24 protein-coding genes are annotated in these 25,443 nt (G+C 30.5%); 10 read left to right on the plus strand and 14 right to left on the minus strand.

Translation table 11 applies throughout. The features are described 5' to 3' along the window. Nucleotides 1-835 precede the first annotated feature (835 nt). The 3 genes from Q0678_RS04760 to Q0678_RS04770 all read right to left on the minus strand — a co-directional run bounded on the left by Q0678_RS04760 (nucleotide 836) and on the right by Q0678_RS04770 (nucleotide 3,181). Complete coding sequence (locus Q0678_RS04760; protein ID WP_299054662.1) at nucleotides 836-1,282, minus strand: GNAT family N-acetyltransferase; 447 nt, start codon at nucleotides 1,280-1,282, stop codon at nucleotides 836-838. Nucleotides 1,283-1,287: 5 nt separating this feature from the next. Beyond that, nucleotides 1,288-1,722: a ribose 5-phosphate isomerase B gene (rpiB, locus tag Q0678_RS04765; RefSeq protein WP_299054665.1), complete on the minus strand. Its 435-nt coding sequence runs from the start codon at nucleotides 1,720-1,722 to the stop codon at nucleotides 1,288-1,290. 529 nt (nucleotides 1,723-2,251) lie between these two features. After that, nucleotides 2,252-3,181 carry a diacylglycerol kinase family protein gene (locus Q0678_RS04770; RefSeq protein ID WP_299054667.1) on the minus strand — a complete coding sequence of 310 codons (930 nt, stop codon included), beginning with the start codon at nucleotides 3,179-3,181 and terminating at the stop codon, nucleotides 2,252-2,254. A gap of 132 nt (nucleotides 3,182-3,313) precedes the next feature. Between Q0678_RS04770 and rnr the strand changes: the two genes are divergently transcribed. From rnr to Q0678_RS04785, 3 genes are all read left to right on the plus strand, one after another. Further along, nucleotides 3,314-5,539, plus strand: a complete 2,226-nt coding sequence (rnr, locus tag Q0678_RS04775) for a ribonuclease R (RefSeq protein ID WP_299054669.1) — start codon at nucleotides 3,314-3,316, stop codon at nucleotides 5,537-5,539. 79 nt (nucleotides 5,540-5,618) lie between these two features. After that, entirely contained in the window at nucleotides 5,619-6,308 is a 690-nt protein-coding gene (locus Q0678_RS04780) for a head GIN domain-containing protein (RefSeq protein WP_299054671.1), read from the plus strand. A 62-nt stretch (nucleotides 6,309-6,370) separates the two neighbouring features. Next, a complete protein-coding gene (locus Q0678_RS04785) occupies nucleotides 6,371-6,556 on the plus strand; it encodes a twin-arginine translocase TatA/TatE family subunit (protein WP_299054673.1) in 186 nt (61 codons plus the stop codon). A 221-nt stretch (nucleotides 6,557-6,777) separates the two neighbouring features. On the opposite strand, the gene Q0678_RS04790 is transcribed toward Q0678_RS04785, so the two are convergent. Genes Q0678_RS04790 through gltX form a run of 3 tightly spaced genes read right to left on the minus strand, consistent with a single transcriptional unit; the run spans nucleotide 6,778 to nucleotide 10,173 of the window. After that, the gene (locus Q0678_RS04790; protein ID WP_299054676.1) at nucleotides 6,778-7,626 is read right to left on the minus strand and encodes a LytTR family transcriptional regulator DNA-binding domain-containing protein; all 849 of its coding nucleotides are present in this window, start codon (nucleotides 7,624-7,626) and stop codon (nucleotides 6,778-6,780) included. Nucleotides 7,627-7,679: 53 nt separating this feature from the next. Then, nucleotides 7,680-8,597, minus strand: coding sequence for an SPFH domain-containing protein (locus Q0678_RS04795; RefSeq protein WP_299054678.1), 918 nt, complete (start codon nucleotides 8,595-8,597; stop codon nucleotides 7,680-7,682). Nucleotides 8,598-8,640: 43 nt separating this feature from the next. Continuing rightward, nucleotides 8,641-10,173 carry a glutamate--tRNA ligase gene (gene gltX, locus Q0678_RS04800; RefSeq protein ID WP_299054681.1) on the minus strand — a complete coding sequence of 511 codons (1,533 nt, stop codon included), beginning with the start codon at nucleotides 10,171-10,173 and terminating at the stop codon, nucleotides 8,641-8,643. 165 nt (nucleotides 10,174-10,338) lie between these two features. Between gltX and ybeY the strand changes: the two genes are divergently transcribed. From ybeY to Q0678_RS04815, 3 genes are all read left to right on the plus strand, one after another. Then, nucleotides 10,339-10,752 carry an rRNA maturation RNase YbeY gene (gene ybeY, locus Q0678_RS04805; protein WP_299054683.1) on the plus strand — a complete coding sequence of 138 codons (414 nt, stop codon included), beginning with the start codon at nucleotides 10,339-10,341 and terminating at the stop codon, nucleotides 10,750-10,752. 44 nt (nucleotides 10,753-10,796) lie between these two features. Beyond that, a complete protein-coding gene (gene mnmG / locus Q0678_RS04810) occupies nucleotides 10,797-12,674 on the plus strand; it encodes a tRNA uridine-5-carboxymethylaminomethyl(34) synthesis enzyme MnmG (RefSeq protein ID WP_299054687.1) in 1,878 nt (625 codons plus the stop codon). 89 nt (nucleotides 12,675-12,763) lie between these two features. Continuing rightward, a complete protein-coding gene (locus Q0678_RS04815; RefSeq protein WP_299054689.1) occupies nucleotides 12,764-13,621 on the plus strand; it encodes a class I SAM-dependent methyltransferase in 858 nt (285 codons plus the stop codon). 143 nt (nucleotides 13,622-13,764) lie between these two features. Here the strand turns inward: Q0678_RS04815 and Q0678_RS04820 are convergent, their stop codons facing one another. The 3 genes from Q0678_RS04820 to panB all read right to left on the minus strand — a co-directional run bounded on the left by Q0678_RS04820 (nucleotide 13,765) and on the right by panB (nucleotide 16,097). Further along, nucleotides 13,765-14,163 (minus strand): DoxX family membrane protein, encoded by a 399-nt coding sequence (locus Q0678_RS04820; protein ID WP_299054693.1) that lies wholly within the window; start codon nucleotides 14,161-14,163, stop codon nucleotides 13,765-13,767. Between the two features lie 20 nt (nucleotides 14,164-14,183). Next, nucleotides 14,184-15,143: a 2-hydroxyacid dehydrogenase gene (locus Q0678_RS04825; protein WP_299054696.1), complete on the minus strand. Its 960-nt coding sequence runs from the start codon at nucleotides 15,141-15,143 to the stop codon at nucleotides 14,184-14,186. A gap of 135 nt (nucleotides 15,144-15,278) precedes the next feature. Next, nucleotides 15,279-16,097 carry a 3-methyl-2-oxobutanoate hydroxymethyltransferase gene (gene panB, locus Q0678_RS04830; RefSeq protein WP_299054698.1) on the minus strand — a complete coding sequence of 273 codons (819 nt, stop codon included), beginning with the start codon at nucleotides 16,095-16,097 and terminating at the stop codon, nucleotides 15,279-15,281. 194 nt (nucleotides 16,098-16,291) lie between these two features. Between panB and Q0678_RS04835 the strand changes: the two genes are divergently transcribed. From Q0678_RS04835 to Q0678_RS04845, 3 genes are all read left to right on the plus strand, one after another. Continuing rightward, the gene (locus Q0678_RS04835; RefSeq protein ID WP_299054701.1) at nucleotides 16,292-16,855 is read left to right on the plus strand and encodes a sigma-70 family RNA polymerase sigma factor; all 564 of its coding nucleotides are present in this window, start codon (nucleotides 16,292-16,294) and stop codon (nucleotides 16,853-16,855) included. Nucleotides 16,856-16,858: 3 nt separating this feature from the next. Further along, on the plus strand, nucleotides 16,859-17,122 hold the full coding sequence (locus Q0678_RS04840; protein WP_299054703.1) for a hypothetical protein: 264 nt from the start codon (nucleotides 16,859-16,861) through the stop codon (nucleotides 17,120-17,122). Between the two features lie 154 nt (nucleotides 17,123-17,276). Further along, complete coding sequence (locus tag Q0678_RS04845) at nucleotides 17,277-17,918, plus strand: O-methyltransferase (RefSeq protein ID WP_299054705.1); 642 nt, start codon at nucleotides 17,277-17,279, stop codon at nucleotides 17,916-17,918. Nucleotides 17,919-17,923: 5 nt separating this feature from the next. On the opposite strand, the gene Q0678_RS04850 is transcribed toward Q0678_RS04845, so the two are convergent. From Q0678_RS04850 to Q0678_RS04865, 4 genes are all read right to left on the minus strand, one after another. Next, on the minus strand, nucleotides 17,924-18,205 hold the full coding sequence (locus tag Q0678_RS04850) for a twin-arginine translocase TatA/TatE family subunit (RefSeq protein ID WP_299054707.1): 282 nt from the start codon (nucleotides 18,203-18,205) through the stop codon (nucleotides 17,924-17,926). A 122-nt stretch (nucleotides 18,206-18,327) separates the two neighbouring features. Next, nucleotides 18,328-20,937 (minus strand): DNA mismatch repair protein MutS, encoded by a 2,610-nt coding sequence (gene mutS, locus Q0678_RS04855; protein ID WP_299054710.1) that lies wholly within the window; start codon nucleotides 20,935-20,937, stop codon nucleotides 18,328-18,330. An 83-nt stretch (nucleotides 20,938-21,020) separates the two neighbouring features. Beyond that, the gene (locus tag Q0678_RS04860) at nucleotides 21,021-21,887 is read right to left on the minus strand and encodes a hypothetical protein (protein WP_299054713.1); all 867 of its coding nucleotides are present in this window, start codon (nucleotides 21,885-21,887) and stop codon (nucleotides 21,021-21,023) included. 11 nt (nucleotides 21,888-21,898) lie between these two features. Then, entirely contained in the window at nucleotides 21,899-23,350 is a 1,452-nt protein-coding gene (locus Q0678_RS04865; RefSeq protein ID WP_299054715.1) for a DM13 domain-containing protein, read from the minus strand. A 114-nt stretch (nucleotides 23,351-23,464) separates the two neighbouring features. Between Q0678_RS04865 and Q0678_RS04870 the strand changes: the two genes are divergently transcribed. Next, entirely contained in the window at nucleotides 23,465-23,995 is a 531-nt protein-coding gene (locus Q0678_RS04870) for an RNA methyltransferase (protein WP_299054718.1), read from the plus strand. A 500-nt stretch (nucleotides 23,996-24,495) separates the two neighbouring features. Here the strand turns inward: Q0678_RS04870 and Q0678_RS04875 are convergent, their stop codons facing one another. Further along, on the minus strand, nucleotides 24,496-25,428 hold the full coding sequence (locus Q0678_RS04875) for a bifunctional riboflavin kinase/FAD synthetase (protein ID WP_299054720.1): 933 nt from the start codon (nucleotides 25,426-25,428) through the stop codon (nucleotides 24,496-24,498). Between the last annotated feature and the right edge of the window lie 15 nt (nucleotides 25,429-25,443).

Raw genomic sequence — 25,443 nt, forward strand, 5'->3', positions numbered from 1 at the left:
AAAACTGACTGAAAAACAACCCTTGTCACTTCGAACGATAGAGAGAAGTCTCATAGCAGTGAGAAATTAAAAGAGAATAGAGGTTAGAGTTTAGAGACTAGACTATAGAAAAACCAGCTTTATGAGATTTCTCGTTCACACTCGAAATGACAAAACTGACTGAAATACATCCTTTGTCACTTCGACGATAGGAGAAGTCTCATAACAGTGAGAGGCTAAAAAGAGGTTAGATGTTAGAAACTAGAGACTAGACTGCAAAAAAAGCAGCTTTATGAGATTTCTCGTTAGCACTAGAAATCACAAAACAAAATAAAACACAACCCTTGTCACTTCGAACGATAGGAGAATTCTCATAACAGTGAGAAAATTAAAAGAGAATAGATGTTAGAGACTAGAGATTAGATTCTAAAAATAAGACTAAAACTAAACCAGCTTTATGAGATTTCTCGTTGGCACTCGAAATGACATAACCGACTGAAAAACAACCCTTTGTCACTTCGAACGATAGGAGAAGTCTCATAATAGTGAGAAATTAAAAGAGGATAGATATTAGAGACTAGACTATAGAAAAACCAACTTTATAGGATTTCTCGTTAGCACTCGAAATGACAGAACAGCATAAAAAACAACCCTTGTCACTTCGACCATAGGAGAAGTCTCATAGTAGTGAGAAGATAAAAAGAGGTTAGATGTTAGAATCTAGAGACTAGATGTTAGAGACTAGATGTTAGAGACTAGACTCTAGAAAAAGCAGCTTTATGAGATTTCTCGTTAACACTCGAAATGACAGAACAGAATAAAACACAACCCTTTGTCAATTAAATAATAGGAGAAGTTAAATTTTTAATCGATCCATTCGAATGTGCGGAATACCGTCTTCTAAATACCCTTCACCAACTTGAAAAAACCCATGAGATTCGTAAAAGTCTTTCAAATATAATTGCGCAGAAATGGTAATTTCTTCTACCTTAAAATGACTATTTATAGCCTTTATAGAAGCTTTCATTAAACTGTGTCCAAAACCATGTTTTCTAAATTCTGTAGCAACTACAACCCGACCAATACTTGCATTGGTAAAATAATCTCCTGGTTTAAAAATACGTGTATACCCAATTATTGTATCGTTTTTAACCCCTAAAACATGCAATGCTTTCTGATCTTTAAAATCGATGTCCTGATACACGCAATCTTGTTCTACTACAAAAACTTCAGATCGTAACTGTAAAATTTGATACAACTCTGTGGTTGTTAACTCAGAAAAAGATTTTGTTATAAAATTCATGGTTATTATCCGGCACAAGAAATTTTATCAACTCTATTTTGATGTCTTCCTCCTTCAAATTCTGTAGTTAGAAAAATATCTACAAAACCGATAGCTTGTTGTAAAGACACAAAACGAGCCGGAATGGTTAAAATATTTGCGTTATTATGTTGTCTTGTTAAAGCAACCAACTCATTATTCCAACACAAAGCTGCACGAATACCTTGATGTTTGTTTGCAGTCATTTGTGCACCGTTACCAGAACCGCAAAGAATAATTCCGAATGTCGCTTTTTTGGTTTCTACTGCTGTTGCTGTTGGATGAATTGCATCTGGATAATCCATAGAAGCATCTGTATCGGTTCCAAAATTTAATACGGTAAACCCTTTTTCTTCTAAATATTTTATAATTTCGAACTTGTAAACCGTTCCTGCATGGTCATTACCTATTGCAATTGTCATAATAAATTGATTTTTATTGTATTGAGTAACAAAAATACAGAAACTAAGGGTTATGAACAGTTTAAAATAATGAAATTTTAGATAATTTTAATAACTAATTAAAAACTAATATTTTATCTTTTTTAACGAATGTTAAGAAAATGTAGTAAGAAATTAATAAGTTTTTTTGGTGTATTTAAAAATTATTACAATACAAGAATACCTTTTAGTTGTGCAAGTTTTTTTATTGATTTTTAATAATAGTTTATAAACAAATTAAAAGGGGTTAGTTTACATTTTATTTTATTTTGTTATTCATAAAAATAAGTGAATACCTGTGAATAACTTTTGTTAATAACTGTTACTTAAACTTGATTTTAAACAAGTTATATATCTTATAAAATGTAAGTAATTTTTAATAACTGATATTAAAAAATATAAAGTGCTTTTTTTATAGTAGCTATTCACATACTATTATAAACATTATAGTTTTTTAAAATTTTTATAAAAGAAAATGATTATAATATAGAATGTTTATAAGTCAAAAAAATTAAGGAATGCAAAACTGAATTGCTCTTTGTATAATTGAAACTTTAATTGGGCCTGTACCAATCAATTCTCCGTCTGCTTGTACAAAAGGTTTTAAAGTTTTTGGTACTATCGTTATTTCTTTAGTTTTATAAGTTTCTACTTTTTTATGATGCATAATAGATCCGTTGTATAATTTATGTATGCTTTTAACAACATCAAAAAAGTTTAAATTTTTAGCAACAGTTATATCTAGTAATCCGTCTGCAGCATCTACCTGCTCTGTAAATTGCATTCCACCACCAGAATATTTACAAATACCAAAAATAGTTAGCAAGCTTTTTTCGGTAATCTCTTTATCATCAATAATAATTTTAAGTATTGGTTTTTTGTAAAAAATACTTCCATAAATTCCTGCTATTGTGTACGATAATTTACCTAGCTTTTTAAGTTTTTTTAAAGTACTAACAACATATGCATCAAAACCAATACCTGCGACATTATTAAAATAGGTAGGGGTATTATTTAAGGTTTTTATAAGACCAATATCTTGTAAAACTCTTTTCTTTTGAAAGATGATATGTATTGATTTTTTAATAGAATTTGGTATGTTGTAATGTTTTATCCAATCATTACCAGTCCCTAAAGGAATTACGCCAATAGTTATATTAGAAGTTTTTACATATCTTTGCAACATAATACCGTTAACTACATGGTGTAGTGTTCCGTCTCCACCAACAGAAATAATATTTCTAAATCCTTTTTGAATTGCATTTTGCACCAGTTCAATTTCGTGTTTAGCATATTGTGTAAAAACAGAAGTATAGTCAATATGCTGTTTTTTTAAGTTTAGCTGAATTTCTTTCCACTTTTTAGAAAAATTCTGATTTCCAGAGGTAGGGTTTGCAATTATAAACCACGAGTTAGCATGTATTTTATTAGTAGAAATCATAAATTAAAAGCCAAATTACAAAATAGATTGGTAACTGTTTTTTAATATTAAAAGCGGATAATTAATTGTAATTTGCAAACTCTAGTAATAGTGTTAAAAACACACAGTTACTATCAATAATATAAAATTTAAATGACAAAAAAGAAGAAAAATATATTTAAAAAGAAAGGGAAAGTTATTAAAGATTTAACCCGTAATATTTTTAAAATTTTAAATGAAGACAACACAAAGTCTTACAATTACAAACAAATTGCCTCTTTATTAAAAGTGGCAGACACTGATGGTAAAAATCAAATTATTAAAAAATTAGTTGGTTTAGCTGCAGAGAAAAAAATTACAGAAGTAGAAAGAGGTAAATTTACAATTAACATAGATAAAAAATATACTATTGGTACTTTAGACGTTACTTCTAACGGAAATGGTTATTTTATATCTGATGATTATGAAGATGATATTTTTATACCTAATAACAATTTAGGAAAAGGCTTACATAATGATACTGTTAAAGCATTTGTTTATAAGAAAAGAAGTGGTAAAAAGTTAGAGGCAGAGGTTGTAGAAGTTTTAGAACGCTCTAAAACAGAGTTTGTTGGTGTTTTACAAAAAAGTAAGAATAAAAACTTTGGATTTGTAATTGCTGATAATCAGAAAATGTATGCAGATATATTTATTTCAGAAAATAAATTAAATGGTGCAGAAGATGGTGATAAAGTTCAAGCTTCTATAAGAGATTGGCCTAAAAATTCTAAAAATCCGTTTGGTACTATTACCACTGTTTTAGGAAAACCTGGAGATCACAATACCGAAATGCATTCTATTTTATTAGAGTATGATTTACCGTATGAATTTGAACCAGAAATAGAAAAAGAAGCGCAAGATTTACCTTTAGAAATTACCTCAAAAGAAATTGTCAAACGTAGAGATATGAGAGGCGATTTAACTTTTACTATCGACCCAAAAGACGCCAAAGATTTTGATGATGCCCTTTCTTTTAAAGTATTAGAAAACGGCAATTTCGAAGTTGGTATTCACATAGCAGATGTATCTCACTATTTACAACCTAAAACAAATTTAGATGATGAAGCTTACAAAAGAGCAACGTCTGTTTATTTGGTAGATAGAGTAGTACCAATGTTGCCAGAAATGCTATCAAACGGAGTTTGTTCTTTAAGACCACACGAAGAAAAGTTAACATTTTCAGCTGTGTTTGAAATCAACCAAAAAGCACAAATTATCAACGAATGGTTTGGTAGAACAGTAACTTATTCAGACCAACGTTTTGCTTACGAAGAAGCACAAAGCATTATAGAAAACGTACAATTTTCTGATGACATACAACCGTATCAAATGCCAATAGATATTTCTATTACTGGTAAAGAATATACTGTTGCTAAAGAAGTTGTAGAAGCTACTTTAAAATTAGATGAATTAGCTAAAATACTTCGTAAAAAAAGAATGCAATCGGGTGCTATTTCTTTTGATAGAGTAGAAGTGAAGTTCGATTTAGATGAACAAGCTAACCCAGTTGGTGTCTTTTTTAAAGAATCTAAAGATGCAAATAAATTGATTGAAGAGTTCATGCTTTTAGCGAATAGAAAAGTTGCAGAATTTATTGGTTTCTCTAAAGGAAAAGCAACTAATAAAACTTTTATTTATAGAGTTCATGATGAGCCTAATGATGAAAAGTTAGCTTCTTTAGAAAACCTAATTCGTAAATTTGGATATCAAATTAACACCGACACAAAAGAGAGTACAACTTCATCATTAAATAAATTACTAAAAGATGTACATGGTAAAGCAGAATCTAATATGATAGAAACTTTAACCATTAGAACCATGTCTAAAGCCGTTTATACAACTCAAAATATCGGGCATTATGGTTTGGCTTTTAATTACTATAGTCATTTTACATCGCCTATTAGACGTTATCCTGATGTTATGACACATCGTTTACTACAACACTATTTAGATGGCGGAGAGACTCCAAAACCAGCTTTATATGAAGAAAAATGTAAACATTCTTCTAATAGAGAAGAATTGGCTTCAAAAGCAGAAAGATCTTCTATCAAATACATGCAAATTAAATACATGCAAGATCATAAAGATGAAACTTTTGATGGTGTAATAACTGGTGTAACAGAATGGGGAATTTATGTAGAAATATCCTCAAATAAATGTGAGGGAATGGTGAGAATTAGAGATATAAAAAGTGATTATTATGTTTTTGATGAAAAACAATATGCAATTATTGGTCAGTCTACAAAAGCAATGTATCAATTAGGAGATCTTGTACAAGTTAAAGTTAAAAATACAGATTTAGAACGTAAACATTTAGATTTTAATTTAATAGAAAATTAATTTTTTTATACTAAAATGAATTGTAAACCATTATGTTGGTATGCTTATTGTATTATATTTGATTTAAAAATTAAAAACGATGAAAAAACTATTTTTTATTTCTCTTTTATGTATCTGTAATATTACTGTTAGTCAAGAATCTATCACTAAAAATATTGGTGATTTTTCTACCTTAAAAGTTTTTAACGGTATTGAAGTAGTATTGATAAAATCTTCTGATCAAAAGTTAGAAATTTCTGGTAAAAAAGCTGATTTAGTTAAAATTAAGAATGTAAATAATATTTTAAAACTATCACTTCCATTTTCTGTAAAACCTTCAGATAACTATGCAGATGGTGATGTTTTAATTAACCTATATTACAATAAAAATATTGACATTTTAGATGCTAATGAAGGAGCTACTATAACAGGTAAAGATTTTAATCAAAATCAAATTACGGTTAATGCACAAGAAAGGGCTTTTATCAACTTAACTATTAAAAGTACTAATTTAAACGTAGTTGCTACTTCTGGTGGTATTATTAAACTTACAGGTGTTACAGAATACCAAGATGTTCGTACAGATTTATATGGTATTTACCATGGCTTTAATTTAAAAAGTACTGCAATTTCTAATGTTAAAGCGGGTACTGGTGCAAAAGCAGAAATTTTATCTGGCGGTACTTTAAATGCTAAAGTAAGTTTTGGAGGTTCTATTTTTTACAAAGGAAAACCAGAAAATATTACCACAAAGAAAGTAATAGGTGGTATTATTCAAAATAGTAATTAATTTATTAAAGGTATTTTTTAGATTCCTTTTTGTATATTTGTTCTACTAAAATATAATTAAAAATGAGCAATTTAGCAATCTTTTTCGGCATGATTGGTGGTCCACAAATTATTATGATTGTTGTGGTTATTCTTTTACTATTTGGTGGTAGAAAAATACCAGAATTAATGAAAGGGTTAGGAAGTGGTATTAAAGAGTTTAAAAACGCTTCTAAAGAAGAACCAGAAGAGAATAATAAAGAAAAGTAATTTATTTTTTTCTTTTTAAAAATAATAAAAGCCCAATTTGTATAAAACAGATTGAGCTTTTTTTTTACATAAATTAAAAATCCCCCAAAATTTAATTTATTAGAGATACAAACATATAACAAATAAATACTTGTTTTGTTTTTTTGTGCTCTATGGGACTGAAATTGCTGTTTTTGGGATAAATAGGAACTATATTATCAATAGGATTTTAAACAGGAAGCTTAATTTATTAAATATCGCAGTTTTTCAATATCAAAACTTCTAGAAACAGGTATTTGTTTGTTAATAAAGTCTGATTTTAAAAAATATCCTCTTTCATTACCAGAAATAGTATGCATATTTAATGAGTTTATTATGTAAGATTTATGACACCTATTAATTGTCTTATAATTTTGAATCTCATTCATAATTTCTGTTAACGAAATACGTAGTATTTTTTCTTCTACTTCTGTTTGCTTGTGAATTAAAAAGAAACTTGCATAATTTCCTTCAGAACTTATATAAATTAGATCTTTAATATGAAAAGAAAGCTCACTTTTTCGATTATCACTAACAATAGTAATTAGTTCATCCTTTTCTAAGGTAATTTTTTCTTTCTTACTGGTATCCATTATTTTTTTAGAAATTGTATTTCTATCATCTCTAGAAACCTTTTCATCAATAATAATGTAAAATAGAATCGGAATAAAACTTAAGTAAAGTGCATATAAAACGATGGTTTCAAACGCTGGTATCGGTATAATATCAACTAAATAATAATAGTTAAACCCCCAAATAAAGATGCTAATTATTAATAATGACACTAATATTACAAGTATTTGCTCGTAAATAGACCTTTTCCTTTTAGTAAAAAAAGAGATTGTGATTGGCAACGTAAATACTACAATCGATATTGCTAAAAACGTTATAATACTTATTACTAATATATAAGGTATTAGATAATTGTCATCTAAATATATTAAGTAAAAAGGCTTAAAAGTATATAAAAATGTATACAAGTATACACTAGATAAAATAGCTATTAATAGCTTATATATAATAGAGCTATTTAGATATTTTTTTTTAGACATGTTTTTTTAATTTTTACGCAATTATATAAAAAGTAAATTAAAACAATTTAAATTTATGATTTCTTTTTGGTGTTTTTCATAGCTTCCCCAATTTGGTTGCTTGCAGTAAAACTTGCTACCATATCATTTAACATTGTGCTACCTGCTTGTGGCGAATTTGGTAACAATATTAAGTTGCTATTTGTTTCGCTACCAATAGACTGTAAAGTATCATAATGTTGTGTTACAACAATTAAAGCAGAGGCTTCTTGGCTATTAATACCTACTCTGTTTAATACATCTACAGATTCTTCTAAACCTCTAGCAATTTCTCTTCTTTGATCTGCAATACCTTGCCCTTGTAGTCTTTTACTTTCTGCTTCTGCCTTTGCCTTTTCTACAATTAAAATTCGTTGTGCATCTCCTTCATATTGTGCAGCTGTTTTTTCTCTGTCCGCAGCATTAATTCTATTCATGGCAATTTTAACTTGTGCATCAGGATCTATATCTGTTACTAAAGTTCTAATAATATCAAAACCATAATCTAGCATTGCATCGTTTAACTCTGTTTTAACTGCAATAGCAATATCATTCTTTTTCACAAAAACATCATCTAATTTCATTTTTGGAACTTCTGCTCTTACAACATCAAAAACATACGATGTTATTTGTTCATGCGGATAATCTAATTTGTAAAAAGCATCATATACTTTTTCTTTGATTACTTTATATTGTACCGAAACTTTTAATTTTACAAAAACATCATCTAACGTTTTAGTTTCTATAATTACATCTAATTGCTGAATTTTTAAACTTAATTTTCCGGCAATTTTATCTACAAACGGTATTTTAACTTTTAAACCCGAATGTCTGATACTATGAAATTTACCAAAACGTTCAATAATTGCTGCAGTTTGTTGTTTCACCATAAAAAATGAAGCAAAAACAACAATAAGTGTTATAATTAATACAATAGGAAGAATAGGTAGCATATTTTTTTTTTAAATGTTAGAAAGTAAATATACAATTTTAGTATTAATTTTCATTTTTTTGAATGGCATTTTCTATTCTAGCGATTGTATTTTCTTTTCCAATTATTTCTATAATATCAAATAAATGTGGCCCTGCTAATTTACCAACTAAGCTAATTCTTAGTGGTTGCATTATTTTACCAAAACCAATTTCATTATTTGTTATCCACTCTTTAATTTCTTTTTCAGTATTTTCTGAGGTATAATTTTCTATAGATTTTAATACTGTTACTAATTTATTCATTAGTTCTGTAGTACCTTCTTTCCAATTTTTTTTAATTGCTTTTGCATCATATTCAATCGGATTGTTAAAAAAGTATTCTGTTAAATCCCATAAATCTGCCACAAATACAGCTCTTTCTTTAACTAATGCAACTATCTTCTGTATTTTTTCTTCTTGATGTTCTACTGCAATTCCTTTTTCTTTTAAAATAGGTAAAAATAATGCTGTTATTTCTTTATCGCTTTTGGTTTGCATGTATTGTTGCTGAAACCAATTTGTTTTATCTACATTAAATTTTGCTCCAGACTTACTTACTCTTTTCAATTCAAATTGTTCAATCAATTCTTCTAATGAAAATATTTCTTGTTCTGTACCAGGATTCCAACCTAAAAAAGCAAGCATATTTATAAAAGCATCCGCAAAATATCCATCTTCTTTATACCCTCTTGATGTTTCTTTAGATTCTTCATTTATATATTGTAACGGAAACACAGGGAAACCTAATTTATCTCCATCTCTTTTGCTTAATTTTCCTTTTCCAACTGGTTTAAGTAACAGCGGTAAATGCGCAAATTTTGGTGCTTCCCATTCAAATGCTTTGTACAATAAAATATGTAGCGCCATCGATGGCAACCATTCTTCACCTCTTATTACATGACTTATTTTCATCAAATGATCATCAACAATATTTGCTAAATGATAGGTTGGCATTCCATCTGCCTTAAAAAGTATCTTATCATCTAGAGTATTTGTGTCTATGTTTATATTACCTCTAATCTCATCTGTCATGTTTAGAGTTTCGTCTTTCGGACTCTTAAAACGAATTACATAATGCTCACCAGATTTTAACTTATTTTCTACTTCTTCTTTACTTAAAACTAAAGAATTAACCAAACTCCCTTTCTCTCTATTATGCCAATTGTAAATAAAAGTTTTTCCTTCAGCCTCATGTCCTTTTCTGTGTGCATCTAATTGTTCAGAAGTATCAAAAGCATAATACGCCCAACCTGTTTCAATAAGTTTGTCTGCATATTCTTTATATATTTCTTTGCGTTCAGATTGTCTGTAAGGTCCAAATTTTTCATTTTTTCCTGGTCCTTCATCAAAAGGAATATTACACCATTCTAACGCATCAATAATATATTTTTCTGCGTTTGCTACATATCTATTTTGATCTGTATCTTCAATACGCAACACAAAAGTACCGTTGTGTTTTTTTGCAAATAAATAATTATACAATGCTGTTCTTACTCCACCAATATGAAGTGGTCCTGTTGGGCTAGGTGCAAAACGTACACGAATGTTAGATTCCATTTTTTTCTGTTTAATGCTGCAAATATAGTTTTTATAAGAGATATTTTTACTTCACTATTTTAAAATTATTTTATATCATTTTTTGGTTCTTCCTTTTTTGCGACTGTTTTTTTTAGTTTCGATGTTTTTACATTCTCTTTGATTACCTTTGTAGAAATTTTTTTTATGATTATTTTTAATTATGAAACAACCTTTAGTTTATCTTATGAAGAGAAACTTCAATCATGGATTTCTTCAACTATTTTAGACAAAGGTTTTAAGTTAGGGGAGATCAATTTTATTTTTTGTGATGATGTGTATCTTCATAAATTAAACGTTGAATTTCTACAACATGATACCTTGACTGATGTTATTAGTTTTGATAATACATTGGGATCTTTAATCGCTGGCGATATTTTTATCTCTATAGATCGAATTAAAGAAAATGCAATCGATTTTAAGACTAGCTTTAACAATGAGTTACATCGTGTAATGATACATGGTGTTTTACATTTTTTAGGTTTTAAAGATAAATTACCGTCTGATAAATCTCTTATGACAGAAGCAGAAAACAATGCTTTAAAGTTGTTAAATATCTAATAATCAATTAATTAAATATTATGTTTCACGTGAAACAATAACATATGAGTTTATTTTCTACAACATACGATGTAATAGTAGTTGGTGGTGGTCACGCTGGTAGTGAAGCTGCTGCTGCAAGTGCAAACATGGGTGCGCACACCTTATTAATTACCATGAATTTACAAAACATCGCCCAGATGAGTTGTAACCCAGCAATGGGTGGTATCGCTAAAGGGCAGATTGTAAGAGAAATTGACGCCTTAGGTGGTTATAGTGCAATTGTAACAGATAAAACTGCTATTCAGTTTAAGATGTTAAACAAGTCTAAGGGTCCTGCAATGTGGAGTCCAAGAGCACAGTCTGATAGAATGCAGTTTGCAGAGTGTTGGAGAACGTTATTAGAAGAAACTAAAAATGTAGATTTTTATCAAGATTCTGTAATTGATTTATTGTTTGAAGGAGATTCAATTGTTGGTGTAAAAACAGCATTGGGATTAGAAATAAAATCTAAAACTGTGATCATTACAGCAGGTACTTTTTTAAATGGATTGATTCATATTGGTGATAAAAGTTTTGGTGGAGGTAGAGCAGGAGAAAGTGCTTCAAAAGGAATTACCGAAGCATTGGTAGAAAAAGGTTTTGAATCTGGTAGAATGAAAACCGGAACACCGCCAAGGGTAGATGGAAGGTCTTTAGATTATTCTAAAATGATTGAACAGCCAGGTGATGAAATCACAGAAAAATTTTCTTATTTACCACTTACAACAACATTACAAAAACAACGCTCTTGTTGGTTAACATATACCAATAAAAAAGTGCATGATTTGTTGCGCGAGGGCTTTGATCGTTCTCCGATGTTTAATGGTAGAATAAAATCTACTGGGCCAAGATATTGCCCTTCTGTTGAAGATAAAATAGATCGTTTTGCAACCAAAGAAAGACATCAAGTTTTTGTTGAGCCAGAAGGTTGGACAACCGTAGAAATGTATGTAAATGGTTTTTCTACTTCTTTACCAGAAGATATTCAAGACAAAGCAATTCGTGCAATTGATGGTTTTGAAAACGTTAAGTTTTTACGTTATGGGTACGCTATTGAATATGATTATTTTCCGCCAACACAATTAACGCATTCTTTAGAAACAAAGCTGATAAAGAATTTGTTTTTTGCTGGTCAGATTAACGGAACAACAGGTTATGAAGAAGCTGCTGCACAAGGTTTAATGGCGGGTGTAAACGCTGCGTTAAAAGTGCAAGAAAAAGAACCGTTTATCTTAAAAAGAAACGAAGCTTACATTGGTGTATTAATAGATGATTTAATTACAAAAGGTACAGAAGAGCCTTACAGAATGTTTACTTCTAGAGCAGAATATAGAACTCTTTTAAGACAAGATAATGCAGATTTAAGGTTAACTCCGTTGGCTTATAAATTAGGTTTGGCATCAAAAGAGCGTTTAGATAGAGTAATAGAAAAACAAGAAAAAGCAGATTTGTTAATTGACTTTTTACAAAAAACCAGTGTTAAGCAAGAAGAAATAAATCCTATTTTAGAGGCTAAAAATTTGTCTTTAATTACGCAGTCTATGAAACTCTATAAGATTGCTGCAAGACCACAATTAGACTTTTCTGATTTTAAAAACATAGCTAAATTAAATGCTTTTCTTACAGATAATTCTATCGATAAAGAAATGATAGAGCAAGCTGTTATTCATTTAAAATATGCTGGATATATCGAAAAAGAAAAGAACAATGCAGACAAGTTAAACCGATTAGAAAACGTTACAATACCGTCTACATTTAATTATGATAAAGTGAAGTCTTTGTCATTTGAAGCGAGAGAAAAACTAAGTAAAATTCAGCCAACTTCTATTTCACAAGCAAGTAGAATAAGCGGAGTTTCACCAAGTGATATTTCTGTTTTGTTGGTGTATATGGGTAGATAAATCTCAGAACATTTATTTACTTTTTATCGTTAATTTGGTTCTTTAAAAAAAGATGTTCCTCGTGGAACAATCTAAAAAATAATAAATTTATGAATAGTAAAAATGAGCTTTATAGCAACTTAAAGCCTTTTTTAAATTGTAAAGATTTTACGGTTTCTGGAGAGTCTTACAAGGTGATGAAAAACCAAGAATTTGAGATGTTGGTTACAACACCAATTCCTGAAAATTTAGAAAAATATTACAAAAGCGAAGCGTATATATCTCACACAGATGCAAAGAAAACGTTGTTAGATAAAGTATATCAAAAAGTAAGAAATTACACACTTCAAAAAAAACTACAACTAATAAATTCTTTCAATTCAGAACAAAATACATTATTAGATATTGGTGCCGGAACCGGAGATTTTTTAGCGACTTGTCTCCAAAATAATTGGAAGGTGTTTGGTGTAGAACCTAATTTAGAAGCAAGAAATATTGCCAAAGAAAAAAATGTTTTTTTGCAAGAAAAGATTGATTTTTTTACAGAAAACAAATTTGATGTAATTACTTTGTGGCATGTTTTAGAACACGTAGAAAATTTAGAAGAGTACATTTATAAATTAAAAAGCTTGTTAAAAGAAAACGGAACACTGGTAATTGCGGTGCCTAATTTTAAAAGTTACGATGCAACTTATTATAAAGAATTTTGGGCTGCTTTTGATGTGCCAAGACACCTTTGGCATTTCTCTCAAAATAGTATTCATAAATTATTTTCAAAGGTTTCTATGACGGTTGTAAATACCCTTCCAATGAAATTTGATGCTTATTATGTTTCTCTTTTAAGTGAAAAATATAAAAAAGGGAAAATGAATGTTTTTAACTCTTTTTGGATAGGATTTTTATCCAACTTAAAAGCAAGACAATCTTCTGAGTATTCTTCGCTAATTTATGTGCTTAAAAACAAGTAATTTCAATTTTAAAAGCTGTTTTATTTAAAGAAAAAATAAAAACACCGAATTGTATTAGCAAAACCTAAAAAGCTCTTAAAACGTCTGTTTTAAGAGCTTTTTTAATAAGTTAAACTTATAGCTTTTTTAAATTTTAATAGATTTTAGTTATTTAATAAATACAGCCCAAGTATTGTAACAATAAAATAGACCGTTAAAGACATCGCACCTGCATAATCTTTTGCTAAACGTTGCCCTATTAATAAAAAGATTAAAGTTACCGCAGAAAGCTCAATTCCTAAAATTGCCATTTCTTTTACTTCTGATGTGTATAATTGATAAACTCCTACAATCATTAAAATACTTGCTAGCATTTCTACAACTAAAATAATTACCAATAAAAACGGAACGCTATTTTTTAGAGGAGAGTTTTTAAAATGTTCCTTTATAAAAGAGACATTTCCTTTCCAGTCTAAAATTTTGTCTATACCAGATTGTAAAAAAGTGACAATTAAAAAGAGCAACGTTAATAATTCTGCTGGGTAATTAGAAAATAGTTTCATAAAATGTGCTTAAATAAAGGTTAAGAATAAAATGTATTTTTAATTTTATCTACAATGGTTTGTGCTAATTTTTCTTTACTCTCAAGCGTCCAACCAGCAACATGAGGTGTTAATAAAACCTTTTCTGAACTGATTAAATATTCAAACGCCTCTGGCATGTTCTTTTGTATGTCTGTTTTATCAGATTTAAATAAGTTTTCAAAAGAGGCTTTTTCGTATTCTAAAACATCCAAACCAGCACCTAAAATTTTACCAATTTTTAGTGCTGAAACCAAATCTTTAGTAACCACAGATTTGCCGCGTGCCGTATTTATCAACCAAAAATTCTTTTTAAAATCATTGATAAAAGTGCTATTTACCATGTTTATTGTAAGTGCTGTCTCTGGGGTATGCAAACTTAAAACATCACTTTTTTCTTGCAGTTCTTTTAATGAAACTTGTTTACAATTTTCATCAGAAACACCTTCTTTTATGTCATAACAAAGCACTTCAACATCAAAACCACGTAATTTTTTAGCGAAAGATTTACCCATATTTCCGTAGCCAATCAAACCGACTGTTTTTCCGTCTAGTTCAATTCCGCGGTTTTCTTCGCGAAGCCATTTTCCGTTTCTAACCTCTTTGTCTGCTTTGTTTAGTTTGTTAAACAGTGATAAAAGCATGCCTAAAGAATGTTCCCCAACAGCGTTTCTGTTTCCTTCCGGAGCGGCAATTAAAGCAATATTTTTACTTTCTGCATAAGCGCAATCAATATTTTCTAGCCCTGCACCTACTCGTCCAATAAACTTTAATTGTTTGCCTTTGTCTAAGAATTGTTTGTCAATTGCAAAACGACTTCTAATAATAATTCCGTCATATAAATGAATTTTCGCTTCAATTTCTTCTTTTGAAGAGGTATAGTCTTCATCATTAGTAAAACCTAATTCTTTTAACTGACTAATTAAAAGCGGGTGGTTGCTGTCTAAGTGTAGAATTTTCATTGCTAATTGGTTGATCTCTAAACGGTTTGCTTTTTACAGTAAAAGTAAACTTAAAAAAAAATTAAAACACTGATATTAATATAGTTACGTAAATATAAATTACTTAATTTATCAATTTTGTCTTAAAAACACGATTTAATATTGCTCTTTTTCATTAGGGAAATCGCCAGACTTTACATCTGAAATATAATTTTCAAAAGCACCGGTCATTTCTTTGTATAAGTCTAAATACCTTCTTAAAAAACGAGGGTGAAACTCGTGTGTCATACCAATCATATCATGCGTTACAAGCACTTGGCCATCAACACCGTTTCCTGCGCCAATACCAATTACAGGAATGCTAATTGCTTCTGCAACTCTTTGTGCTAATTTTGCAGGTACTTTTTCTAAAACCAACGCAAAACAACCAATTCTTTCTAACATTAAAGCATCTTCCATTAATTTTTCTGCTTCCTCTTCTTCTTTTGCTCTAACGGTATATGTACCAAATTTATAGATAGATTGCGGTGTTAAACCCAAATGACCCATTACCGGAATTCCGGCATTTAAAATTCGTTTTATAGACTCTTTTACTTCTTTACCACCTTCTAATTTTATAGAATGACCGCCAGATTCTTTCATAATTCTAATTGCAGATCGCAAGGCTTCTTTTGGGTCAGATTGGTAGCTTCCAAAAGGTAAATCAACTACAACCAAACAACGGTCTATAGCTCTAACAACAGAGCTTGCGTGGTAAATCATCTGATCTAATGTAATTGGTAAAGTCGTCTCATGACCAGCCATAACATTCGATGCAGAATCGCCCACCAATAAAACATCAATACCAGCACTGTCTAATATTTTTGCCATGGTAAAATCGTATGCGGTTAACATCGAAATCTTTTCTTTGTTGGCCTTCATTTCTACCAAAGATTTTACAGTAACTCTTTTGTATTCTTTTTTTGCTACAGACATTTATTTTAATTTTAAAATCGTTGTAAATGTAAGAAAAAGCAGTTAAAATAAGTTCTTGATAATAAGAGTTGTTTTACAATAGCCTTTTTTTGAATGCTTAATAATTTTATTGACTATCATTATTTAAACAAACTAAGTTTAGCGATTATTAAAAAGTGTAAAATTGATGTATCTTTGTTTCTTTTGATAGAATAATGGAAACTAAAGTAGTGTTAGATACCGATAAATGGATTGATAATTATGCAGATTACCTGTATAATTATACAATTGTACGTGTAAATGACAGCGATTTAGCAAAAGATATTGTACAAGACACATTTTTTGCTGGATTAAAATCGGCTAAGAATTTTGAAGGAAAATCTTCAGAAAGAACTTGGTTGGTGTCTATCTTAAAGAGAAAAATTATAGACTATTACAGAAAAATAAACTCTAAAAAAGGCCAAGCTGAAGTTCGAATGAATTTTTACAGCGACGGAGACAATGAAGGAGATTGGATTGAAGAAAGAGTACCACAAACTTGGGAAAATGAAGCAGAAAAATCCATAGAAAATAAAGAACTAAAACAACAATTAGCTTCTTGTATAGCGGCATTGCCAGAAAAATACAGATTGGTTTTTACCATGAAAACGATACAAGATTTTGATACAGAGGAAGTTTGTAATGAATTAGAAATTTCTGCGTCTAATATGTGGGTCTTAATTCATAGAGCAAGAACTCAATTAAGAAAATGTATGGAGGATAATTGGTTTAATAGTTAAAAGATGTTTAAAAATTTAAAAATTACTTGTGATGAAGCTACAACTATCTGTGATAAAAACCAGTACGGAGAAGCTACATTTTATGAAAAACTAACGCTTAACATTCATTTTATAAAGTGTAAAGTTTGTTTTTTGTACACCAAACAGAACAATACATTGTCTAAAATTTTAAAACATCAAGCTAAAGATTGTAAAGGAAAATCGTTTACTTTGCAAAACGAAGAAAAAGAAATTTTAAAAAAGAAGTTAAAACAGACCGATATATAAAGAACTTTTCGTGATTTTCTGAAAATCACATTTTTTGATTTTTTGTTAGATTGAAACGGAATTTATAGAAATATAGATTCCGTTTTTTGTATTTTTGAACAATAACTATTCACAAACATTTTTATATAATTTTGTTTGTACACAATTATAAAGCATGCACTTTTTACCAGAAAAAATTGATACTTACGTAGTAAATCACTCTCAAAATGAGCCAAATATTTTACAAGAATTAACTAAAGAAACTTGGCAGAAGGTGTTAAACCCAAGAATGTTAAGTGGTGCTTTTCAAGGAAGGGTTTTATCAATGATTACCAAACTAATTTCACCTAAAAGAATCTTAGAAATTGGTACTTATACAGGTTATTCTGCATTGTGTATGGCAGAAGGATTGCCATCTAACGGTACAATTACTACCATAGATAAAAATGAAGAGTTAGAAACCCTTCAAAATAAATACTTTAAGAAATCTGGTTACAGAAAACAAATTAAGCAATATGTTGGTAATGCCATTGAAATTATACCTACCATAGAAGAAAAATTCGACTTGGTTTTTATTGATGCAGACAAATCAAACTATATTAATTATTTTCATTTAATTATTGATAAAATGAATTCTGGCGGAATTATTTTATCAGACAATGTACTTTGGAGTGGTAAAGTTGTAGAAGAATTAGACCCAAAAGACACAGATACAAAAGTACTTTTAGAGTATAATAAATTGTTAAATGAAGATTTTAGGATAGAAACAGTGTTATTGCCAATTAGAGACGGACTTACTATTAGTAGAGTAAAGTAACAATATTACATGCTTCTTTTGATGGGACCAGTAACTTCATCAATAACGTCTTTTACGTCATTAATTTCTTTAGAAACATCCTTAGAAACGGCTTTTTGAACATCAATTTTTTCAGAGCTATCTTGTATTTCTCTTTTAATATCGTTCGTCGCGTCTTTTACCTGACGGATTCCTTTACCTAAACCTCTTGCAATTTCAGGAATTTTATCGGCACCAAACAACATGACTACAATTAACATAATCACCATAATTTCTGGGCCGCTGATAAAAAGGAATACAGTATTCATACTACAAAGATACAGAGATATTTTAATAAATTACTTTTTATAATATTGATTTCTATCCTTTTTGTAAATATATTTTGAAGACTTAAAAAGAAAGGATGTTAGTGCGCTACGCTTTTTAAATGCTATTTTTTTAACAACATTCGTTTAATTTCATTCAACTTCATCAAGGCTTCAATAGGGGTTAGGGTATCAATATTTGTTGCCAAAATTTCTTCTCTAATATTTTCTAAAAGAGGGTCATCTAATTGAAAAAAACTGAGTTGCATTTCTTCGTGTTGGTCTTGTTTTAAAACCTCTTTAACCTCTGTATTCTTGTTGTTTTTTTCTAACTGAGTTAAAATTTTATTTGCCTTATGAATTACCGAATTTGGCATTCCTGCTAATTTTGCAACATGTATACCAAAACTGTGGTTAGAGCCTCCGGCAACTAATTTACGCAAGAAAATAATGGTGTCTTCTAGTTCTTTTACAGACACATTAAAGTTTTTAATGCGCTCAAAAGTGGTGGTCATTTCATTCAATTCATGATAATGCGTAGCAAACAATGTTTTTGCTTTGGTTGGGTGTTCGTGCAGAAACTCAGAAATTGCCCAAGCAATCGAAATTCCGTCATATGTAGAAGTTCCTCTACCAATTTCATCTAATAAAATTAAACTACGCTCAGAAACGTTGTTTAAGATAGAAGCTGTTTCGTTCATTTCTACCATAAATGTAGATTCGCCCATAGAAATATTATCACTTGCCCCAACTCTTGTAAAAATCTTGTCTATAAGACCAATTTTTGCATTTTGAGCAGGCACATAACTTCCCATTTGAGCCAATAAAACAATGAGCGCTGTTTGTCTTAAAATAGCCGATTTACCAGACATATTTGGGCCGGTTATCATTATAATTTGTTGCTGATTTCTGTTTAAAACAACATCGTTTGCAATGTATGTTTGATCTATTGGCAATTGTTTTTCTATTACAGGATGACGACCGTTTTTAATTTCTAAATCGGTGCTTTCATCTATAACAGGGCGCACATAATTGTTTTCCATTGCTAAAACAGAAAAAGAGTGTAAACAGTCTATTTTTGCAATTATTTGAGCATTTTCTTGCACAATTTGTACAAATTGAATGACATATTGTAATAATTTAGAAAAAATTTCTTGCTCTAATTTGGCAATTTTTTCTTCGGCACCTAAAATTTTGGTTTCGTATTCTTTAAGTTCTTCTGTAATATAGCGTTCTGCAGAAACCAAGGTTTGTTTTCGAATCCATTCTTCTGGAACCTTGTCTTTGTGTGTGTTTCTTACCTCAATATAATACCCAAAAACATTGTTAAAAGCTATTTTTAAACTGCTAATTCCTGTGGCTTCGGTTTCGCGTTTTAGCATGTTGTCTAAATACGTTTTCCCAGAAGTAGAAATGGCACGTAAATCGTCTAATTCTTGATGCACACCTGTAGCAATTGCATTTCCTTTGTTGATGTTTACAGGAGCATCATCAAATAAAGTTTCAGTTATTTTTTCAATTAAAGTTTTGCAAGAATGTAGTTGATTTCCAAGGTCTTTAACGGCTTTGTTTTTACTTTTTTCTGAGGCTTCTTTAATCGGTAAAATAGCTTTTAAAGAATCCTTTAAAATTACCATTTCTTTGGGCGATGCTTTGCCTGTTGCCACCTTAGAAATTAATCTTTCTAAATCTGATATTTGTTTTAATTGATACGTAGTTGTTTGAGAAAAATCATCAGAATCTATAAAAAACTTTACCAATTCATGGCGATTTTTAATTTCATCAATATTCTTTAAAGGCAATGCCAACCATCGTTTTAACAATCGTCCGCCCATTGGCGAAATGGTTTTGTCAATAACATTTAATAAGGTTACTGCATTTGAAGAATTTGGATTGTAGAGTTCTAGATTACGAACCGTAAAACGATCCATCCAAACATAATTGTCTTCTGCAATTCTACTAATTTTTTGGATGTGTTTTAGTTGATTGTGTTGCGTTTCCGAAAGATAATACAATACTGCACCAGCGGCAATAATTCCGTAATTTAAAGCGTCAACACCAAACCCTTTCAAGTTTTTTACTTCAAAATGATTTTGCAACGTTTCGTTTGCATATTCTGGTTGAAAAACCCAATCATCTAGATAAAAAGTATAATAACGGTTTTCAAACAGTTCTAAAAATTGTTGTTTGTGTTGTTTTTGGACTAAAACTTCACTCGGATTAAAGTTTTGCAACAATTTATCAATGTATTCTGATGTTCCTTGTGCTACTAAATATTCGCCAGTAGAAACATCAAGAAATGAAATTCCGAGTTGTTTTTTATCAAAATGAACAGCTGCTAAAAAGTTGTTCGTTTTGGTTTGTAAAACTTCATCGTTTAGAGAAACTCCAGGAGTAACTAATTCTGTAACTCCACGTTTCACGATGGTTTTAGTCATTTTAGGATCTTCTAATTGATCGCAAATAGCAACACGCATCCCTGCTTTTACCAACTTTGGCAAATAGGTATTTAAAGAATGGTGCGGAAAACCCGCCAAAGCCGTTTCAGAATCGCTGCCAGCACCACGTTTTGTAAGAGTAATGCCTAAAACACCGGCTGCTTTTACAGCGTCTTCACCAAAAGTTTCATAAAAATCTCCTACTCTAAAAAGCAACATTGCATCAGGGTATTTCACCTTAATAGCATTGTATTGTTTCATTAAAGGAGTTACTTTTTTAGCTTTTGATTTTGCCACTACTTTAGAATCTAATTAGTTTACGATGCTAAAGTAAAGAAAGTTGTTTGTTTGAAGCAAAAATTTAAGCAAAACAATTAGAGCTAATGTAGTTTAACAAATACCCCTACAGAATGATTTGGCGCTGCTGCAATAATTTTACCGTTTAGTAAAGCGGTATATTCATAAGAAACACCAATGTTTTTAGATATAAAATAAGCTATCTGTACCCCAACATTGGTATATTCAATATTATTTGCAAACAAACTGGTAGTGTTTGTAGATTCTGATAGCGTACCGTTTTTGGTAGATCTTAAAAGGTTTAGTTTGCTGGTAAGCAGAAGAGGTTTTAACACATAAAGGCCCACTTCTGCGCCAACAGATACTTCATCAGAAAAACCTTGTGTTCTGTGGTTATAGGCTACGTATGACTTAGCATATCCTGGCATTTTTTTTAATTGAAAAGAATGTCCAATAGCAGCCTTAATTTGTTGATTAAATTCTCCATCGCCATTTTGCAAAACTGCAGTTTCATGACCGCCGTCTGTTTTACCCGTTGGAATACCAAATGTTAACGATGTTGAAACTGCCCAATTGTTGCTTGTATAGATGCCATATTTTACTCCGATATCTAGGTCTCCCAAACTTTTTAAAGATGCTCCTTCGCCACCTTCTAATATGGTTCCTCTAGTTCCAGATACTTGATTGTTTTGCAGGCTTCTTGCAAAAAAAGGAAAGTAGGTAACAAGGTCTATTTTTTTTGATAGTCCGTATTCTGCGTACAGCGATGTGTTTAGGAAAACTCTTGTTGGCAATGCAGCAATTTCACCGGTATTGGTAAAGTGAGAATCTGACTTTAAATACCAGCCCGAAAGCTTAACGTATGCATTGCCTTTGCCTTGCGTCCATTGTGCAGCCAAACTACCACTTAGTAAAAAACAAATTGTAAATAGGGTGCTTTTTTTGATCATTTTTATTCTTTTTAATTTAATTCTGCCCTTCCCATTACAAAGTTTCCAAAACTTCTACAAGTAATTACTACATACTTATATTTGTTGATATCAATATCATCAAGCTCTAAAGAAACAAGACTGCTGCTGGTAATTTTACCGTTTTTAGATACGTGTAAATCTCTACTGTCATTTGCAGGTCCGTTAGGCACATTGGTTAAATAAATATGACTATCAGGAGCGGTGCTGTTAAAGTCTACAATTGTTAATTTGTTAGAAGTTAAGGTAACGTTACCACGCACGCTGTAGCTAAGTGTTTCTAAAGTTCCAGTTTTTTGAGGTGTATTTATTGAAATTTCCGTTGATGAGGTTAACATAATACCGCCTTCAAGTGTTTGTGCTGTAACACGAACAGATCCGTTACTTTGTGCCGTTAAAAGACCTGTAAATTCATCAATAGAAGCAATGTTTGCATCTGAACTAAACCAGGAAACAGCAGAGGTTCCTAAGAAATCTATTTCAAATTGATGCATGTTGCCGAGGCCTAATGTAGAAACCGGATTCTTAATAGAAAAATTGTTGTTTTCGGTCGTTATTTCAGCTTCAAAACTTAATGTTTCTTGATTTTCAATAGTAGAAACAGTCAACGTTGTGTTGCCAACATTAACAGCAGTTAACAACCCATTGTTGTCTATGGTGGCAATTGATGGGTTGTCAACCGTCCAAATTAGTTCATTTGTAGTGTTTAAGTTCCCGTTTTCGTCAAAGTAAGAAGCAGTATATTGATAGTTATTTCCAATTTTTATGGGACTATTAGTAAGGTTGTTTATAAATATTTTTGAGATGGCTTCTTTTACTTCTAGTTGAAAAGTAAAAGTTATGCTATTGTTTTGTGTTTTTACAGTTATTTCTGAAGTTCCTACTGCTAAACCAGTCACTTTTCCATTCTGATCAACGCTTATTACGGTTGTATTTGTGCTTTCCCAGACAAGTGGTGTTGTTGTGTCTACTTCACCAAAGATATTGACGTAGTTGGTTAAAAAAAAGACAGTTTCTCCTTTGCCTAAAGTGTTTTTTAAATTTGTAATTGATAGCGATTCGGGATGATTGACAACATTTATTGTAGCAATTTCAGTAGTAATTATTTCGTTTGCAGTACTAGGATTGTCGTTAGCCACACTAGCGCTAATAGAAGCTTCACCTGCGGCAACTGCCTTTGCCAAACCGTCTTTATTGATAGAGATAATATTATTGTTAGAGCTAGTCCAGGTAATTGGTGCTTGCGTAACATGTATACCAATATCATTAAAAAAACGGACTTCAAACTGGTGTTCTTCAGAGATGGTAAGCTGATTGTTAGACGGTATTTTTGAGGTATTAACTCTAATTTCTGGAGTCACATAATCGTTAATAATATCATCTTTAATTTTACAAGAACTTACCGTTATTAGTAATATGAATACTACATACATTTGTTTTTTCATTGGTAGCAGATTTTTTAAAGAAGTCGTTTAAATTCTGATTTTCTTACATTTCACTGTTTTTTAATTTGATGTTAGCAACTAAAAAGGTAAAATTGTACCCTATTTAAGAAAGCAATGAGAAAATTAAAAAATAACGAGTTAGGTAGAATTTCGGTTGATGAATTTAAAGCAATAGATAAAACGCCTATTATTGTTGTGTTAGATAATATTAGGAGTTTAAACAATATTGGCTCTGTTTTTAGAACTAGCGATGCTTTTTTAATAGAAAAAATTTACCTCTGTGGCATTACCGCTACGCCACCAAATAAAGACATTCATAAAACTGCCCTAGGTGCTACAGAATCTGTTGCTTGGGAGTATACTGAAGACACTCTTTCTGTTGTTAATAAGTTAAAAGCTTTAAAAATTAACGTTTTAGCTGTAGAGCAAGCAGAAAATTCAACAAAGTTAGATACTTTTTCTCCAAAAAAAGATGAAAAGTATGCCATTGTATTGGGAAATGAAGTAAAAGGAGTGCAGCAAGAGGTTGTAAATGCTGCTGATGTTTGTCTTGAAATTCCGCAATTAGGCACCAAACATTCTTTAAATATTTCTGTAACTACAGGCGTTGTTCTTTGGGATTTGTTTGTAAAAATGAGAAAGTAATTTTATTGGTGTTTAGACTATAGAAGCAACAGAATAGATTATAGAGCTAAGACACAATTTAAACCCTGTCACTTCGACGATAGGAGAAGTCACATAACAGTGAAAGGTTAAAAGAAACTAGAAGTTAGACTTATAGACACAAGACTAAAAAAATTAGCTTTATGAGATTTCTCGTTAACACTCGAAATGACAGAACAGAATAAAATACAATCCTTTGTCACTTCGAACTCAGAGAGAAGTCTCATAACAGTGAAAAGTTGAAAAGAGGTTAGATGTTAGACTTATAGACACAAGACCAAAAAAAATCAGCTTTATGAGATTTCTCGTTGCCACTCGAAATGACAATACAGAATGTTTGTTTTTTACTTACAACAGTTGTCACTTCGAACGATAGAGAGAAGTCTCATAACAGTGATTTTTAATAGGAGTTTCTTTATGTGATTTCTCCTATCGTCGAAATGACAGTTGGAATGGAAGTTGTGACCTCGAGCGTAGTCGATTTAAAAATTTGCAAGCAGATAAGCTCTCGCAGTTTCTTCATCTTTTTTTAGCTGAACAATTAAAGAGGTTACAGAGTCAAATTTATGCTCATCACGTAAAAAATAAATCAACTCGATAGTTAATTGTGTGTGGTATAGGTTTTTATCAAAATCAAAGAAATGTACCTCAATGGTTTGGTAATCTCCATCTACAGTAGGTCTGTTTCCGATATTCATCATTCCAAAAACAACCTGATTCCCAATAAGTGATTGTACCACATAAACTCCCGTTTTAGGAATTAATTTATACGATTCTTTAACATCAATATTTGCAGTAGGAAAACCAATTTTTCCGCCCAATTGCTTGCCATTTACAACAGTGCCAGAAATCATAAACGAATATCCTAAATAATTGTTAGCTGTTTTTAGGTTTCCGCTTGCCAATGCGGCTCTAATTTTGGTAGAGCTAACAGAAACTTCATCAATATCTTGCGCAGGTATTTCTTCAACATTAAAATTATATTGCTTACTGTAACCGGTAAGTTGTTTTATGTTGCCTTCTCTATTTTTTCCAAAATGATGATCGTAACCAATAATTAATTTTGAAACATTTAACTTGTTAACCAATAAATTTTCAATAAAATCTAAGGCAGTCATCATAGAAAACTCTTTGCTAAAAGGGTGAATTATTAGATAATCCAATCCTGTTTTTGCTAAAAGGGTTTCACGTTCTTTTATGGTATTTATCAGCGCAATTTTACTATCTTTTTGCAATACCATTCTTGGGTGCGGAAAAAAGGTAAGTAAAATCGATTTTTTACCAGCCATTTTAGCTTCTAAAACAAGTTTTTCAATAATTTTTTGATGCCCAAAATGAACCCCATCAAAAGTACCGATTGTTATGTATGTTTTTTCTGTGCCAGAAAAATTATAAATATTGTTAATTGTCTTCAAAAAAGAATATTGTTT

The organism is uncultured Polaribacter sp. (assembly GCF_947497125.1).
Taxonomy (GTDB): Bacteria; Bacteroidota; Bacteroidia; order Flavobacteriales; family Flavobacteriaceae; genus Polaribacter.

Bases quoted from the DNA above. Each gene is read 5' to 3' on its own strand.
- Q0678_RS04760 (WP_299054662.1), bottom strand. From the start codon at position 1,282: ATGAATTTTATAACAAAATCTTTTTCTGAGTTAACAACCACAGAGTTG.
- rpiB (WP_299054665.1), bottom strand. From the start codon at position 1,722: ATGACAATTGCAATAGGTAATGACCATGCAGGAACGGTTTACAAGTTC.
- Q0678_RS04770 (WP_299054667.1), bottom strand. From the start codon at position 3,181: ATGATTTCTACTAATAAAATACATGCTAACTCGTGGTTTATAATTGCA.
- rnr (WP_299054669.1), top strand. From the start codon at position 3,314: ATGACAAAAAAGAAGAAAAATATATTTAAAAAGAAAGGGAAAGTTATT.
- Q0678_RS04780 (WP_299054671.1), top strand. From the start codon at position 5,619: ATGAAAAAACTATTTTTTATTTCTCTTTTATGTATCTGTAATATTACT.
- Q0678_RS04785 (WP_299054673.1), top strand. From the start codon at position 6,371: ATGAGCAATTTAGCAATCTTTTTCGGCATGATTGGTGGTCCACAAATT.
- Q0678_RS04790 (WP_299054676.1), bottom strand. From the start codon at position 7,626: ATGTCTAAAAAAAAATATCTAAATAGCTCTATTATATATAAGCTATTA.
- Q0678_RS04795 (WP_299054678.1), bottom strand. From the start codon at position 8,597: ATGCTACCTATTCTTCCTATTGTATTAATTATAACACTTATTGTTGTT.
- gltX (WP_299054681.1), bottom strand. From the start codon at position 10,173: ATGGAATCTAACATTCGTGTACGTTTTGCACCTAGCCCAACAGGACCA.
- ybeY (WP_299054683.1), top strand. From the start codon at position 10,339: ATGATTATTTTTAATTATGAAACAACCTTTAGTTTATCTTATGAAGAG.
- mnmG (WP_299054687.1), top strand. From the start codon at position 10,797: ATGAGTTTATTTTCTACAACATACGATGTAATAGTAGTTGGTGGTGGT.
- Q0678_RS04815 (WP_299054689.1), top strand. From the start codon at position 12,764: ATGAATAGTAAAAATGAGCTTTATAGCAACTTAAAGCCTTTTTTAAAT.
- Q0678_RS04820 (WP_299054693.1), bottom strand. From the start codon at position 14,163: ATGAAACTATTTTCTAATTACCCAGCAGAATTATTAACGTTGCTCTTT.
- Q0678_RS04825 (WP_299054696.1), bottom strand. From the start codon at position 15,143: ATGAAAATTCTACACTTAGACAGCAACCACCCGCTTTTAATTAGTCAG.
- panB (WP_299054698.1), bottom strand. From the start codon at position 16,097: ATGTCTGTAGCAAAAAAAGAATACAAAAGAGTTACTGTAAAATCTTTG.
- Q0678_RS04835 (WP_299054701.1), top strand. From the start codon at position 16,292: ATGGAAACTAAAGTAGTGTTAGATACCGATAAATGGATTGATAATTAT.
- Q0678_RS04840 (WP_299054703.1), top strand. From the start codon at position 16,859: ATGTTTAAAAATTTAAAAATTACTTGTGATGAAGCTACAACTATCTGT.
- Q0678_RS04845 (WP_299054705.1), top strand. From the start codon at position 17,277: ATGCACTTTTTACCAGAAAAAATTGATACTTACGTAGTAAATCACTCT.
- Q0678_RS04850 (WP_299054707.1), bottom strand. From the start codon at position 18,205: ATGAATACTGTATTCCTTTTTATCAGCGGCCCAGAAATTATGGTGATT.
- Q0678_RS04860 (WP_299054713.1), bottom strand. From the start codon at position 21,887: ATGATCAAAAAAAGCACCCTATTTACAATTTGTTTTTTACTAAGTGGT.
- Q0678_RS04865 (WP_299054715.1), bottom strand. From the start codon at position 23,350: ATGAAAAAACAAATGTATGTAGTATTCATATTACTAATAACGGTAAGT.
- Q0678_RS04870 (WP_299054718.1), top strand. From the start codon at position 23,465: ATGAGAAAATTAAAAAATAACGAGTTAGGTAGAATTTCGGTTGATGAA.